A 15,961-nucleotide genomic window follows, 5' to 3' on the forward strand; every position below is an offset into this window, starting at 1 on the left:
TGTAAGTCTTCGCGTAAATACTTCAATTAAAATGCGTTCCAAATTCATTAACTGCTACTAATAATTTCCGGTTACTCCTACTTCCAAACCTCTCAGTTCTGCAAGGCCGCGTAAACGCCCAATAGCCGAATAGCCCGGGTTGGTCTGCTTTGCAAGATCATCCAGCATCTGGTGTCCGTGATCCGGGCGGAAAGGAATGGGCTGTTCCCTTTTGGCATTTTCTTCCGTTAATGCCTTCATTATCTCGAACATGTTTACATCGCCGCCCAAATGGTCGGCCTCGTAAAAACTGCCGTCATCATCTTTTTTAACGTTGCGCAGATGCGCAAAATAGACCCGCTCTTTAACTGCATTAAAAATGGCCAGGGTGTCGTTTTTCATTCCCGCACCCAAAGATCCGGTACAAAAACAAACGCCGTTAAAAGCCTGGTTTACCTCGTTGATGATATATTCAAAATCTTCCAGCGTACTCGCTATCCTGGGCAGACCCAAAATTGGATAGGGCGGGTCATCGGGATGGATCGTCATCTTTATCCCCTCTTCGGTACAAACTCCGGCAATGTCGTTAAGGAAAAATTTCAGGTTTTCTTTCAGTCCCTGCGTACCTATTGCCGCGTATTCGTTTATGCTGGCCCTCAGGGTTTCCAGCTCAATTTCTTTTTCGTTGGGAATGCCCATCAGCACATTGATCCGCAGATCCTGAAGTTCCGCTTCGTTCAGCGTGGCGAATTTTTCGTTTGCCCTTTTAAGGATGGAGGAATTGTAATCAGCCTCCGCATTTTCTCTCTTCAGGATATGCAGATCAAAGATCGCCAGATCGATCCAGTCGAAATAAAGTGCCTTTGATCCATCGGCCATTTCCAGATCGAGCTGGGTACGTGTCCAGTCCAGAACAGGCATAAAATTATAGCATACCGTTTTGATGCCGCAATGCGACAGGTTGCGTAGTGAAATCCGGTAATTTTCCAGGTAGTGTTGCGCATCATGTCTACGGGTTTTGATCGCCTCGTGAACCGGTACACTTTCCACTACCGACCAGGTTAAACCTGCAGCTTCAATAATCGCTTTGCGTTCCCTGATATCTTCCAAAGGCCATACCTCGCCGTGTGGAATGTGGTGCAAAGCAGTTACGATTCCGGTGGCACCGGCCTGTTTAACATCCTGCAGACTTACCGGGTCGTTCGGACCATACCAGCGCCACGTTTGTTCCAGTTTCTTATATTTCATTTCCATAATTTAAACTCCCGAAAAAGCACCAAAACCACCATCAACGGTGATATTCTCCCCATTTACAAATTTTGAGGCATCACTTAAAAGATAAATCAATGCCCCGATCAGTTCCTCGGGCGCACCAAACCTTTTGAAAGGTGTTTTTGAAAGAATCGCATTACCTCTTGCCGTTAATGAACCATCTTCATTGGTTAAAAGGGCTCTGTTCTGGTTGGTAATAAAAAAGCCCGGAACAATGGCATTCATCCTGACCTTGTCGCCATAGCGGTTGGCCAGCTCCACGGCCATCCATTTGGTATAACTGTCTATCGATGATTTTGCTAGTGAATAACCCAAAACCCTGGTTACCGCCTGTGTTGCCGAAACAGATGAAATATTCACGATGCTTCCGCCGTTCTTCGCTATTTCTCTACCGAAGATCTGTGTGGGTATCAGTGTTCCAAAAAGATTCAGATCGAAGGCCTGTTTCAAAGCTGAGATGTTCAAATTAAAGACATCGCTGCCAGGCTGGACTACGGCTTCGGCAATATTACCGCCTGCACCATTTACCAGAGCATCTATACGCCCAAAGGTGTTGATAATCTCCGCGTTCGCATCGATCAGGTTTTGCTCATTAAGTACATCGGCAAGGATGTAGATTGCTTTGCCACCAGCGTTTGTAACCGTTTCGGCCCTTAAACGGGCAACGTCCTCATTTCTGCCGATGATTGCAATGGTTGCCCCGGCGGAGGCAATTCCGTTTATAAATGCTTCGCCCAAAACCCCGGTTGCCCCGGTTACCACCACTACTCTATTTTTGAGCGAAAACAGGTGCTCGATATTTTTTTCCATTCTTTATTCGTTTATTTTCATTGGCCTCATTCGGACCAGTCAAATTGGATATTATGTATGTAATTAGTTGAAATACGACAAGCCTATTTACTTCTAAGCAGTGCCTCTAAATAATAATAGTCAGCATAATTGATTGGCACATCGATTTCTGATTTAGCTGGTCGATGCCCAGTACTATGCTCCAAAATAAAACCATAGTTATCACCAATTTTACTTAAAATGTGTGAATATGATAAGGGTGGAATATAGCAGATATGTCGATACTATCTAACAATCTAAATTATGGAAGCAAATTACAATTTTCAAGCCTACTTAGCAATAAACCTTTAAAACAGTGTTAAACGATGTTTCAAACGTTTGAAATAATAGCTGTTTTTGCTTAACTATGCATTACCTACTATCCATTTATATGCAAAACACACCAGTTACCTTAAAACATTTGGCAGAAAAATTAAAGATGTCAATATCAACAGTGTCTAAGGCATTAAATAATTACCCTACTATAAACGAGTTTACCAAAAAACGAGTTCAGGATCTGGCAAGTGAATTACACTTTACGCCAAATAAATCAGCGATTGATCTTAAACAAGGAAGGTCGAAAATTATCGGCATTATTTTGCCAAATCTGTTAGATCATTTTTTTACCAGAAGTATTTATGGCCTGGAACAGCTTGCTTCGAAACATGGATATAATGTAATTATTAGTCAATCGCACGATGTTTTAGAAAAGGAAATCCAGTCTGCGAATATGTTGTTACAGACCCGAGTGGATGGATTAATTGTAGCCATTTCGAAGCACACCCAAGATTTTACTCATTTTAACGATTTTGAAAAAATAGGGACGCCGGTGGTTTACTACACTCGAAACCCTAGTTTTAACGGGAGTTGCCATAAAGTTTTGTGCAATACCTTTCAGGGTGCCTATCAAGCTACCAAATTTCTAATCGAGCGGGGGCATCAAAATATTGCCTATTTAGGTGGACCAAAAATGATCAGTTTTACCCACGATAGGTTTAATGGTTACATTCATGCGCTTAAAGACCATGGTATTCCCTTTTCTGCAGAACTGGTGGCTTATACAGATTTTGATAAAGAAAGTACCATTACCGCAATCAAAAACTTGTTTTCATCCGAAGATACAATACCTACTGCACTAGTGGCCTTCAAAGAGCCGATTTTATTCGACGCCATGAAATATCTGCGCTCCGTAAACCTTCCAAACTTTGAACAATTGGAATGCATCGGTTTTGGCAATAATTCGTTTATAAACTATTTTAACTCACCACCAATTGCCTCTATTGAAGAAAACCCGGAATCTGTAGGCGAAAATGCAATGAAACTTCTCTTGCAACTTTTAAATAGAAATATTGAAATAAACAATTATCAAAAGATACAGGTAGATTGTAAGCTTGTTGTTCATTAGCAGTGTTTTAGAATGATTTATCAATTATTCGTTTGCATTTTATACTTACCTCGATATCCGTGTAAATACTTGTCCGTTTATTTGCAAATACCATATTTTCCATATCTTTATCGAATCAATTCCTATTATACATGCAACAGTCAGTCTTAATCCGTAACAATGTAAATGTTATCGGAAAAGGGAATCAGGTTATGCTATTCGCACATGGTTTTGGTTGCGATCAGAACGCCTGGCAATTTATTATAGATGGCTTTACAGCAGATTATAAAGTTGTGCTATTCGACTACACGGGTTCGGGTAAATCAGATATTGGAAAATACGACTCTAATAAATACAGCAAGCTAGATGGTTATGCGCAAGATGTGCTTGAAATTTGCGAGGCCTTAGCGCTAAAAGACGTTATTTTTGTAGGGCACTCTGTGAGCTGTATGATCGGACTTTTAGCCGCCAACCAGAAGCCTGAATACTTTTCGAAGTTAGTTTTTGTGGGTCCCTCGGCCAGATACCTAAACGAAGGCGATTATTTCGGCGGCTTTGAGAAAAATGACCTGGAAAATCTTTTTGATTTTATGGATAGCAATTACCTGGGTTGGTCAAGTAAAATGGCCCCAGCCATTATGGGCAATCCTGAGCGACCTGCACTCGGAGGATTTTTAACACAGAGTTTTTGTTCTACCGATCCAAAAGTAGCCAGAGACTTCGCCAGGGTTACTTTTTTCTCTGATAATCGGGCAGATCTGTCGAAATTAAAAATTAAAAGTTTGACTTTACAATGTGCCGACGACATTATAGCACCTAACAGTGTTGGGGAATTTGTTTATCAGCATACCCCTGGAAACGAGATCGTTTTCTTAGAGGCGACTGGCCACTGCCCACATATTAGTGAACCCGAGGAAACAATTCGGGCTATTAAAACGTTCATTACCTAACATGAGCTATCCTGATGAATCAATGAGCGGCAAAAATCATTTACTAGAAACCCTTATTAATTCAGATGAGTTATATCATACAGCGCCATGTGGCTATTTTTCGCTCTCCACGAAGGGTGAAATTATCAAAATAAACCATACCCTACTTCATTGGTTGGGCTTTTCAGAACAGGAATTATCAGGAACAAAGTTCGCCGCTCTTTTACCAAAGGGTGGCCAAATGCATTTTGAAATGTTCTTTCTACCTATGGTGAAAGTAGATGGTGGAGTAAAAGAACTTAGTTACGAACTGCTAAAAAAGGATGGCAACTCCTTATCAACATTACTAAACGCCAGTACCATCCGTGATAAAAACGGCGACATTAAAGCGGTTAACGTAGTAGTGGTTGATGTGACAGAACGCAAAAATTACGAAAGAGAACTGCTTAATGCAAAAAGTTTAGCCGAAAACGAACAAAAACGGCTTGAATTTATGGCAGATCTTGCTCCAGAAATGATCTGGACGGCATCTTCTACTGGCCGGATAAGTTATGTTAATGCCCGCTTCTGCAAATATTTCAATTGTACAAAAAATGAGACCCGATCTTCGTTCATCCTCTCAAAAATTCATCAACTAGATTTAAGAACATTACTTACGAGTTGGTATACCTGCCAAACAGGCGGTTCAGATTTAAATGAAACAATTAGGTTAGTCAATCAGGAAGGCAATTATGAATGGCATCAAGTCAAAGCTTCACTATTTGTAGATAATCACGGCGAACAAATCAATTGGTTCGGCTCTTGTACCAATGTAGAGGAGCATATTAGTCAGTTAAAAAAGAAAGACGAGTTCATCAATATCGCCAGTCATGAATTAAAAACACCACTTACCAGTTTAAAGGCCATTCTTCAACTTATGCAACGGATGAAGGGGGAAACCAGCGAACGCATGTTGAGCCTTATTGAAAAAGCTAATCACAATATTTCGAGAGTTACCGAAATGGTGGAGGATTTATTAAATACCAGCCAGATGAATGATGGCCAGTTGCGATTAAGCAAGAGCAATTTCAATGTGGTTGAAATGATTGGCAGCTGTGTACATCACATTCGGGTTGAAGACCATTACAAAATCATCACCGAAGGAGATAAATCTATATCGGTGTATGCAGATGAAAGCCGGATAGAGCAAGTGGTAACTAATTTTATTACCAATGCGATGAAATATGCTCCAGAAAGTTATCTCATCAAAATCAATATTGAAAACGTTGAAGGCTTTGTGCGCATCACAGTAAGTGATGAAGGACCAGGAATACCTGCAGAGAAAACACCACACCTTTTCGACCGTTATTACCAGATTAATACAACAGGAGGGAAATATTCGGGCCTTGGTTTAGGACTATTTATATGCGCCGAGATCGTAAAGCAACATGGAGGAGAGATAGGCGTAAATAGCAGCATTGGTAGCGGAAGTTCTTTCTGGTTTACCTTACCTCTATCATAGAAATCCTCTTCAAATATCTTTCCCACGTTAATTTATCTATGATTTTCCTTTGCTAAAAAATGATTTCCCCATTAGAACCCAAACATTTCCTGTAGAGCACGAATATCAAAATTCGATTTATTCGGGTTTTAAATTAATATATTATTTAGTTTCATGCTCAGTTCGATAAAAACCAATGCAAAAAATGCCGTATATAATTACGTACTATTACTACATAAAGCGGGTAGTTTTCTCCAAACCTTGAATAATTTTTAATGTTTTGTTTATAGAACCCGGCGATAAGCAAATAGTGGACATAAGGGAAAACTGTAAAGAATGAGACTTATTGGGCAAGCTGGCAATAAAACTTAAACAGTAAAAACTAATAAATAATAAAATCGATATTATGGCAAAACAAAGCAACAGTACAACTATGCCGAACGGGCATTTGCACGAATTATTTGTAGATGAATTAAGAGATATTTTAGGGGCAGAAAAACAACTGTTAAAAGGACTGAAAAAACTATCGGATGCAGCCGGAAGTAAAAAATTAAAACAGGTGTTTGATACGCATTATGAACAAACTGAAGGGCAAATTGAACGACTTAAAAACGTTTTCAGTTCAATAGCCTTAACGGCCCGAGCCAAAAAATGTAAAGCAATGGCTGGCCTTTTAGAAGAGGCTGAAGAGATTATCGAAAGTTTCTCTGATCAACCCGAAGTTTTGGATGCAGCCTTGATTTCTGCAGCTCAGAAAGTGGAGCATTATGAGATTGCAAGTTATGGTTGTCTGGTTACTTACGCCAAATTAATGCAGCATACAGAGGCCGAAGAGCTTTTAAGGCAAACGCTTGAAGAAGAAAAGCAAACAGATGTTTTACTTACCGAAATTGCCATTAGCGAGGCAAATGCGGGTGCAGAAGAAAAAAATAAATAATATTAACAAGAAAATAGCGATAAGATTCATCGCTGTTTTCTTGTTAATCGAATACTGGAATTAAATGCCACTCATTTCATTTTCGCATCATCGCTGGGCTGGTTACCGAAACCAAATCGCTATATAAGGGCGTACATATGTAATTTTGACGAATTATCACTAGTTTACCTTTTAAAAACGAAGAGGTGCGCTATTCTCCATTCCCTATTCGCTATTTACCATTCCATATCGCAATTACTCGTATTTGACGAAGATTAGAAAGAATAAATTTCACAAGCATACAGAAGGAGCTGGGACATAGAAGTCTTTCTTCCGATTCCTAAAACAGGAACCTAATGTCAGCCAAGTTATTTCGCTTAACAAAAATGGGATACAGGTAGTGCTGTACATGACGCTGATCGTTGCAATTATGCTGATGATGTACAAAAAAGCTATAAAATCGGTTACAAGACTGCTAAAAGGCGTTTCGCTATGGAGGTTAGAGACCTAATAATTGCTATGATCGTTGTGTAATGTGGTGGAGATCCAGGACTATTTTTTAAAAAATGGCCGGAATTTCTTCCGACCATGACTGGCTTTTTAAGGCCTATTTTTAATTATGATTAAATCTAATTATTTAAATCGTTATTCTACCCCCGGTTACCGGAATAGTGGCACCGGCAATATAACTTGCATCATTGGAAGCCAGGAATACATAGGCTGGCGCTACCTCTGCAGGTTGTCCGGCACGTTCCATTGGTGTATCTTTTCCAAATTCTTCATGTTCGGGGATAGTTGATGGAATCAACGGTGTCCAAATTGGACCTGGGGCTACCGCGTTTACCCGAATTCCTTTTCCATTCATCAGTAAAATCTGGCTGAGGTTTGCCGTAAAATTTTGGATAGCACCTTTGGTCGCAGCGTAGGGTAAAAGTTGCTCGCTTGGCGAATAAGCATTTACCGAAGTGGTATTGATGATACTACTACCTGGCTTGAGGTGAGGTTCTGCAGCCTTGCATAGAAAAAACATTGCGGTAATGTTGGTGCGAAACGTACGCTCCCACTCTTCACTCGGAATCTCGCTTAATGATTTTCTTGCCATTTGAAAAGCGGCATTATTAACCAAAATATCTAAGCCACCCAATTCGCTTACGGCGCTATCAATAATTGACTGGCAATGAGCTTCATCCTGAATATCTCCTTTAATCAGAACTGCTTTTCTACCCGCCTTTTCTACATATTTAGCTGTAGTTTTTGCATCTTCATCTTCACTATCATCTAAATAACTAATTAACACATCAGCGCCTTCGCGGGCAAAAGCAATGGCCACAGCTCGGCCAATTCCTGAGTCGCCACCGGTAATAATAGCCTTTTTACCTATTAATTTACCGCTGCCTTTATATGATTCTTCTCCATGATCGGCTTTGGGCTCAAGATTAGACTCTGTCCCGGGTGGCTGCTGATCTTGTTTAGGAAATGGTGGCTTCGGATACTGATCGGATGGATCTTGCGAATTTTTATTTTCTTCTGTCATCATCTTTATTATTTAATAAACGGATTATACATCGTTTAAAAAACCCGATAAAAAACAGAAAGGTTTTAAAAAAATCACATTAGAAGGTTATTTTAAGTTATATTTTATTAGGTTACTCGACAAGCGATTCCCCACTACCGGTTGTTCTTCATAATACCTATTGTTATTTTTGCATTACCACTATGAAGAAATTAAATAGAATACGAATCGATTATCGCTATAAGAATTGAGGCAAAACAGAGAGTTGTTTGCTAACAGGACGCTGACGATGATTATTTATTTGTGCTATTAAAAAAAGGGTAGAGTATTGGCACCATTTACAATATTGGCAAAAATATGGAAGTCTAGTCACTACAACACTTCCTCCCTGCCGATACTGTCAAAATTGTGAATCGATTAATGAACATATAACAGCAAGCAAACAAATATTTATGAGGTAAAATTCTGGTATTCTGTTAGCTTCAAAATTCAAGGATTTTTTGGTCTCAATCTGACTATAATTAATTTCCTTTGCGGCGAAATAAATTCAGTTACGCCAGCCATAAAAATTTTTGAAAAGTGCCTCCACACCTCTATTCTATAAAAGCATCTCGTTTTAAGTTTATTGACATTTCAATAGCTCGTTTTCAAGATTTATAAGTAAGTTTAAATACGCAATCTTTTGGGATAAATAGTGAATGTTATATCAAGGGGTATATTTAGCGGATAATTCGTTATTTTTATATTCCAAATAGAAGTAAATGTCGAAAATATTAGTATTAGATAACGATTTAGGCAATGCTGAAGTAATACAACTTGCACTGGAGGAACAGAACCATCAAGTTAAAAATATTAATCAGGCTGATCTGCTAAATGAATCTATTAAAAAATTCAAGCCAGATTTAATTGTGATGGATATTATTCTGGATGTAGCTGATGGCAGAGATTTATGCAACCTCGTCAAAAAAAATCGAGATACCGGGCATATTCCAATCATGTTGATCACTGCTTTGTTAGAATCGCAGGTAGAGGACATTTCTTGCAAAGCAGATGGCATCATTTTTAAACCTTTCGATTATAATAAATTAACCAGGATGGTTAATAGGCTAATTATGCCAGGAGGACACATTTAACCTCATGAAGCTCACTTTCTATAAAAACTGTCTCACTCTATTCTGTTGAGCAGATGAAAATCTAATCATCCACAATTTCTATCCCTATTACCGATAGCGCTTCAATATGAATCAAGATGATTAATCCCTACAGAATCAACCTCAATCACGTTATCGCCAAAAGCTTAAGTAGTCCGCTTCCTACCTAACCTCCATATCTTTCGCTATCAATAGAAATATATATCTCATAATCCCCTTTAAAAAGATAGAGCAAATAACTGCCGTTAATGTCCCAGGTGAAGATTCTTAATCGCTCAGTAAAAATATTCTTCATTATTTTTTCTTGTTAAAATAAAGCTCCACGAAACTAACGTGGAACTTTTTAAATCAAGTTTTCAAAGGGGATAAACCAGAGAATACCATCTCTATCCCTTGCTTGAATTTTTAAATCAATTTTTAGTACAAACTACGGCGTTGGGGTAGTTGTATCTTGCATGCTACTATCTGTTGTGGTAGTATCCTGCATTGGCGAAGTTGCATCCATCGAACTCATAGAAGTATCAGGACTTGCTCAATCTGCATTATCTAATTTTGAATCGGAGTTACAAGACACCGCTAATATGGCTAGCGTGCCTAATAAAAAAAAGTTGTTTTTCATCGTTTCTTTGTTAAGGGGTTACTAATGAAAAAGCCTTTTTTGATTGCAAAAGTTTTATCATTTCGGTAAGCGTTACTAAAACAAGTATTTCCCGAGGAAGTAACCCGTAGTTATTGTAAGCCATTCTAAAACTGTGAAACAACTGGAATAATTGACGATTAAGCCACCTTAAGGACAAGATTAAGTACTGAACTTTCGCAGAGCCGGGTATGGATTTCTACTCGGCAATTTTAATAGAGAAAAATAAAAAATGACGTTCAACGTTCTGAAATAAACACCTTAAGTTGAAAAAAGAGAACTTCCCGGAAAAGACCTGCCCTACTTGCGAACGCCCATTTTCCTGGCGGAAAAAATGGAAGCTAAATTGGGATAATGTTATTTATTGCAGTTTGAAATGCAAAACACACAAAAAGAATAGAGATACGGAAGAGCGCTAATATTTACGCTCCACGAGAGGAAAGTAGAGCTATGCGATATTTAGTTTTTAAAGAAAAGATAAAATGTAAAGAAACACTTCATTGGTTTAATAGGCGATGAAACAGACTAAACCAATGATCACTTATCTTAATAGCCATCCATTTCATCGTCGACATAACAATACAGCCACCTTTCTCCGGGTTCTGAAGAAATTACGACAGGATGGCTTACTTTTTTGCAGTGGTGCGACATGTGTTGCATGGGTGAAGAATCGCAGCACAAAGTAACCCCACAGGTTTGGCAGGTACGTAAATGTACCCAGTCACTTCCTATTTTGATGCACTCTTCGCAAGCATATTCTTTAGCCACTTTAAGCGTTTTTGTCGCCTTGATGTGTTGACAAATTCCATTGTTTCCCATAGTTAAAGTTTTGATAAATATTGATGAACTTGAGTAACAGCCATAGCGCCTTCGCCTACTGCCGATGCCACTCTCTTGACCGAATTTACCCTAACATCGCCCGCCGCAAAAGATCCTGGTACGCTGGTTTCTAAATGATAAGGTAATCGATCCTGATTCCAGCAATTTTTATATTGATCTAAGCTGACAACATCGTTACCAGTGTATAAATAACCATTTTTATCTCTACAAATCGCAGTTTCAGCAGCCCATTCTGTATTGGGTTTGCCACCTATACAAATGAAAAGCTTGGAGGTATCATGCCAGTTTTCGGTTCCTTGTTCACTGTTTACAATTTTAATGCGTTGCAAATAATCATCCCCTTCAAGCGCTATAACTTGCGAATGGTACAACACATGAATATTATTGATGCTGGCAATACGCTGAATCAAATAATCTGATAGGGTTTCGGCAAGATTTCCTTTTCTTATCACCATAAAAACACGCTTGGCGAAACCAGAGAAATAGGTGGCAGCTTGTCCGGCAGAATTTCCGCCACCGATAATATAAAGGTCTTTATCCTGACAAAAGAAGGCTTCACTCGCACCTGCCCCGTAGTAAACCCCCTTATGGAAAAAACGATTTTCATCGGGAAGGTTTAACCTTGCATACTCTACTCCCGTTGCACAAATATTGGTTTTAGCCACTAATTTTTCTCCAGAAGCAAAATCGACATGAATTTTATTATCGTAAAAAGTTCCTTTTATACCCTCCTTTAACAGCAAAATTTCCACACCGAATTTTAGTGCCTGTTGTCTTGCTCTTTCGGCAAGGTTTGCCCCCGAAATACCTTCTGGAAAACCGAGATAATTCTCAATTAAAGAACTGGTACCCGCCTGCCCTCCAATAGCTTCACGCTCAATTAAAATAGTTTTTAAACCTTCGGATGCCGCATAAACTGCAGCACTTAAACCTGCAGGACCAGCGCCATAAATTGACAAATCATACTCTGCATATTTCGGTTGGGTTATCCAGCCCAAATTACAGGCAATTTGCTCCAGCGTTGGATCGACAATTACCTTCCCATCAGGGAATTTAATTACCGGCAATTTATGTGGATTGTTATAAGAGGTAATACCTTGCCCCCAACCCAAATCATCATGTGTAATATCAAACCAATCGAAATCTACCACACTTCGCTTTAAAAAATCTCTTATCGGATAAATCTCAGGAGAATCGGGAATGCCGTATAATTTCAGTTTATTCATATGGTTAGCAAATCATTAAGATAAATTCTCCAAATATTTAAATCGTATGTCAATTTTTGAATTAAACCTATGTTATTAAAACTCAGTGTTAAAATATCTGGTGTATAAATGATGTAGGGCGCTATCAATATTAGCTAAAAATTAAAAGCTATCCAAATCGACGAAATAATTAACCCCACAAATCTAAATATCAATAAAAAACACATCGTTTTAAGGCACCCCTTCTTTATTTTTACTAATTTTATTAAAAATCAGACTTATGAAGAAAATTTATTTAACGCTACTTTGTGCCATGATGGCTTTCTGTAGTCTCGCTCAAACCGGATCACAGAAGGAAGATGTTATTAAAAAAATTAATGGTGATGAGCTCAAAGGAAGACTTATTCGTGTAACTGATAGTGATGTATCTTTTGTGTACACTGGAGAAACCGCAGAATACATCATCAAAAAATCAGATATCGCTCAAATTCTTCATTCCAGTGGGCGAACTGAAGTTATTTCACAGCAAGTGCAATCCTCTCAAATCAGGCAGAACGACCAAATTACCATGGTTGCGAGCCCTGCAGATCATCATAACAAAATAGCGATTTTACCCTTCACATTTCTGATGGATAACCAGCCCGGAGCTGATGCCATTGGTATGAAAGCGCAACAAGATACTTATGCGTTATTAAGCCAACATGCTGCTGGTTACACCATTCTTGATCCACGGACAACAAATGCAAAACTTGTGCAGGCTGGAATTACCAAAGAAAAAATGATTGGATTTACCATGAAAAATTTGGCTGATGTTTTAGGGGTAGAATATATTATTGATGGTACAGTAGCCCAGAACAAAGCTTATCAAACAAGTTATACATCGACAAGTGACAATACGAGTGTGAAAAGAGATGATGATGATAAAATTAAGAAAGTTTCGACTTATGGCTCATCAAGTAGCAACGCCGCACAGCGATTTGATGTACGGGTAAGCCTTCAAATTTATATGGATAATAACGCTAGTATTTATAATGCAAACCATCAAGCGCTTTTTAGCAACACCGACGGATCTTATGGCGCACCCTTAGAATATTTGCTTAAAAGATGTCCGCTTTACAGAAAATAAATTCATAAAAATCCTTGCAAAGGGTTTGTTCTTAACTGAACAAGCCCTTTTTTATTTTCAAAAATATCAAAATATTTCGCCACTGGCATTTCGGCCAATTGTTATTTAGAATAATTAAAAATAATTTTCTAATCTCATTTTAATTTCTTTCTTTTGCGCCAACTAAGAATTAATCTAAATAAGATGTATAAAAAATTTACCCTATTTTTTACTTTGGTAATGCTGGTTTTCTTGACAAGTGGAGCAGTATTAGCCCAATCAAAAAACGGATCTGTTTCTGGATCCGTAAAAACGAGTGATGGAAATCCGGCGGCTTTCGTAAGTGTTGGCCTAAAAAACACATCGAAAACAACGCAAAGCGATGAAAGCGGAAACTTCACTATCAAAAATGTAGCTCCTGGAAATTATACTTTAAAAGTATCTGCTGTTGGCGTATCAGCTCAAGAAAAGCAAGTTTCAGTTACAGCTGGCGAAACAGCAACGGTATCTTTTTCGATTGCAGAAACGTCTTCGCAATTGAAAGAAGTGGCTATTAACGGATATAGAACACCCAATACAAAACCAGTAAACCTAGGTAAAATTGCAATTGCGCCAAGAGATCTGCCGCAGGCAGTTCAAATTATCGGCACACAAGTTATTGCCGATCAACAAGTAAATAGTTTGGGCGATGTAATGAAGAATATTAACGGAGTGGCGTTGGGTGCCAACCGTGGCTCGGTTGGAGAAAATTTTTATGCAAGAGGTTATAGTCTGGGTTCGAACAATGTTTTTAAAAACGGTGCCAGAACTACCATTGGTGGAAGTCCTGAAGCCAGCACACTAGAATCAGTTGAAGTTTTAAAAGGTAGTGCTGCCTTATTGTATGGTGGCGTGAGTGGTGGTGCTGTGGTAAACATGGTGACTAAAAAACCGAAATTCGAATATGGCGGCGAGGTTTCTATGCGTGTAGGTAGTTATGATTTGTACAAGCCAATTGTAGATCTGTATGGTCCCATTTCTGATAAAATTGCCTTCAGAGTTATTGGAACGTATGAATCTGCTGGAAGTTATAGGGATAATGTATCGTCGAAAAGAATTTATGTTAATCCTTCATTATTATACAAAATAAACGATAAAACTGAAGTAATTGTACAAGGAGATTATCTAAAAAGTAACTTTACCCCCGATTTTGGTATAGGCACTATCGGCAATAAATTATCACCTCTAGGAAGAAATGTTTTTATAAATACTGCTTGGGCATATAATAAAACCAACACCGCAACTGCACAGGCAGTTATCAATCATAAATTTAATGCAGACTGGAAATTAAATGTCAGTGCTTCATTACAATCTTATAACCGCGATTATTTTTCTGCTGAACGTCCTGCAGCGAGCGCAACAGGGGTTTGGAATCGTGCTTTAACTCGATCGGATATTGAAGAATTCACCTTTAATCAACAGATCAATTTGACAGGCGCTTTTAAAACAGGGAGTATTAAACATACCTTACTTGTTGGAGCCGATGCAGATCAGGCTAGTACTAAATCAGGAGGCTTTTCGCCAACAGCAATACTACCTGCAGGTAATAACCCTACCTATTACGACACTGTAAATTTACTAGATCCCTTATCGTTTGATAAACCAAGCAACTACAATACGCCTGCAACTACTTTATTAACGAATACAGAGGCATCTGTATTTAGAATGGGTGGTTTTGTTCAGGATTTGGTAAGCCTTACAGAGCAATTTAAAGTTTTGGCAGGTATCCGTTGGTCATTTCAAAAAACGCCTACTACTGATATCACGACTATAGCCAGCGGCGGGGTAACTAAAGGTACTGCAACAGATAAAATTGATAAAGCATTCTCTCCTAAATTCGGGATTATTTATGAACCGTTAAAAAACACATCTGTTTATGTTAGTTACTCCAATAACTTTACATCTAATACCGGAATTGATATAGAGACAAATGGCCCGATGGGTCCATCTATAATTGATCAGTATGAAGCTGGCGTTAAAAACGATTTCCTCGAAGGAAAACTCTCAGCAAATTTAACAGTATACAGAATTAAGAATGATAAGTTCGCTCAAACTGCACTTGCAGATCCAACAAAACGAGAGTTTTCAGGAGCAACCGCTAGCGATGGTGTAGAACTGGATTTATCAGGAACAATAGTGTCAGGACTGAATTTTCTAGCAGGTTATAGCTACAACTATATGCGTTATACATCTACAATTGCAACTGGTATTGTTGAGGGAGAGCGGGTAGTAGGTACCACAAAAAATACAGCCAACGCTACATTGTTTTATACCTTTCAAAATGGAGATCTTAAAGGCTTAAGGCTCGGTGCGTCCGCATTTTATACAGGTGATAGAAATGGAGGAAGAAACACAACAAAAAATAATTCCTCAACGGGTATTATTCCATTAAGCGCATTTACTACTTTAGATTTCTCGGCAGGATACAGCTGGAAAAAATTCTCACTTTTGGCCAAAATATCAAACATCACAAACGAGTTGAATTATTTCGTTCATGAGAATTATAGTGTTAACCCAATTGCACCACGTCAGTTCTTAACCACGCTTTCATATAAATTTTAGTTAAAACGATAGTCATAATCTAACCCTAAAGCCAAAAGCTTTGGGGTTTTTATTTAAATAATTTTTATCTAAAATGGCGACAAATTGGCCAGATCAACGATCGTAACATTAACGCCTGAAA

13 protein-coding genes and 1 pseudogene are annotated in these 15,961 nt (G+C 38.6%); 8 read left to right on the forward strand and 6 right to left on the reverse strand.

What is annotated here, in order from left to right; all coding sequences use genetic code 11:
* Positions 1–57 precede the first annotated feature (57 nt).
* From uxuA to AC3ITD_RS13675, 3 genes and pseudogenes are all read right to left on the reverse strand, one after another.
* The gene (uxuA, locus tag AC3ITD_RS13665; protein WP_489360501.1) at positions 58–1,227 is read right to left on the reverse strand and encodes a mannonate dehydratase; all 1,170 of its coding nucleotides are present in this window, start codon (positions 1,225–1,227) and stop codon (positions 58–60) included.
* A gap of 9 nt (positions 1,228–1,236) precedes the next feature.
* Positions 1,237–2,061 (reverse strand): SDR family oxidoreductase, encoded by an 825-nt coding sequence (locus AC3ITD_RS13670; RefSeq protein WP_489360503.1) that lies wholly within the window; start codon positions 2,059–2,061, stop codon positions 1,237–1,239.
* Between the two features lie 83 nt (positions 2,062–2,144).
* Positions 2,145–2,276 (reverse strand): annotated as a pseudogene (locus AC3ITD_RS13675) (glycoside hydrolase family 88 protein); the annotation flags it as partial.
* Between the two features lie 170 nt (positions 2,277–2,446).
* On the opposite strand from AC3ITD_RS13675, the gene AC3ITD_RS13680 reads away from it, so the two are divergent.
* The 4 genes from AC3ITD_RS13680 (at position 2,447) to AC3ITD_RS13695 (ending at position 6,809) form a co-directional block, all read left to right on the forward strand.
* On the forward strand, positions 2,447–3,484 hold the full coding sequence (locus AC3ITD_RS13680; protein ID WP_489360505.1) for a LacI family DNA-binding transcriptional regulator: 1,038 nt from the start codon (positions 2,447–2,449) through the stop codon (positions 3,482–3,484).
* Positions 3,485–3,615: 131 nt separating this feature from the next.
* A complete protein-coding gene (locus tag AC3ITD_RS13685) occupies positions 3,616–4,413 on the forward strand; it encodes an alpha/beta fold hydrolase (RefSeq protein WP_265800103.1) in 798 nt (265 codons plus the stop codon).
* 1 nt (position 4,414) lies between these two features.
* Entirely contained in the window at positions 4,415–5,893 is a 1,479-nt protein-coding gene (locus tag AC3ITD_RS13690; RefSeq protein WP_489360507.1) for a sensor histidine kinase, read from the forward strand.
* A 385-nt stretch (positions 5,894–6,278) separates the two neighbouring features.
* A complete protein-coding gene (locus tag AC3ITD_RS13695; protein WP_489360509.1) occupies positions 6,279–6,809 on the forward strand; it encodes a YciE/YciF ferroxidase family protein in 531 nt (176 codons plus the stop codon).
* A gap of 616 nt (positions 6,810–7,425) precedes the next feature.
* On the opposite strand, the gene AC3ITD_RS13700 is transcribed toward AC3ITD_RS13695, so the two are convergent.
* Complete coding sequence (locus AC3ITD_RS13700; RefSeq protein ID WP_056848744.1) at positions 7,426–8,322, reverse strand: SDR family oxidoreductase; 897 nt, start codon at positions 8,320–8,322, stop codon at positions 7,426–7,428.
* Positions 8,323–9,062: 740 nt separating this feature from the next.
* Here AC3ITD_RS13700 and AC3ITD_RS13705 point away from each other — a divergent pair.
* On the forward strand, positions 9,063–9,434 hold the full coding sequence (locus AC3ITD_RS13705; protein WP_489360511.1) for a response regulator: 372 nt from the start codon (positions 9,063–9,065) through the stop codon (positions 9,432–9,434).
* Between the two features lie 921 nt (positions 9,435–10,355).
* Entirely contained in the window at positions 10,356–10,508 is a 153-nt protein-coding gene (locus AC3ITD_RS13710) for a DUF2256 domain-containing protein (protein WP_489360513.1), read from the forward strand.
* Positions 10,509–10,635: 127 nt separating this feature from the next.
* Here the strand turns inward: AC3ITD_RS13710 and AC3ITD_RS13715 are convergent, their stop codons facing one another.
* Both AC3ITD_RS13715 and AC3ITD_RS13720 read right to left on the reverse strand, forming a co-directional pair.
* Positions 10,636–10,908, reverse strand: coding sequence for a UBP-type zinc finger domain-containing protein (locus tag AC3ITD_RS13715; protein ID WP_489360515.1), 273 nt, complete (start codon positions 10,906–10,908; stop codon positions 10,636–10,638).
* Positions 10,909–10,910: 2 nt separating this feature from the next.
* Positions 10,911–12,155 carry an NAD(P)/FAD-dependent oxidoreductase gene (locus tag AC3ITD_RS13720; protein WP_489360517.1) on the reverse strand — a complete coding sequence of 415 codons (1,245 nt, stop codon included), beginning with the start codon at positions 12,153–12,155 and terminating at the stop codon, positions 10,911–10,913.
* A gap of 259 nt (positions 12,156–12,414) precedes the next feature.
* Between AC3ITD_RS13720 and AC3ITD_RS13725 the strand changes: the two genes are divergently transcribed.
* Both AC3ITD_RS13725 and AC3ITD_RS13730 read left to right on the forward strand, forming a co-directional pair.
* Positions 12,415–13,260, forward strand: coding sequence for a hypothetical protein (locus AC3ITD_RS13725; protein ID WP_489360519.1), 846 nt, complete (start codon positions 12,415–12,417; stop codon positions 13,258–13,260).
* Positions 13,261–13,443: 183 nt separating this feature from the next.
* Complete coding sequence (locus AC3ITD_RS13730) at positions 13,444–15,840, forward strand: TonB-dependent siderophore receptor (protein ID WP_489360521.1); 2,397 nt, start codon at positions 13,444–13,446, stop codon at positions 15,838–15,840.
* Positions 15,841–15,961: the final 121 nt, after the last annotated feature.

It is taken from the genome of Pedobacter sp. KH_004, assembly GCF_057840755.1.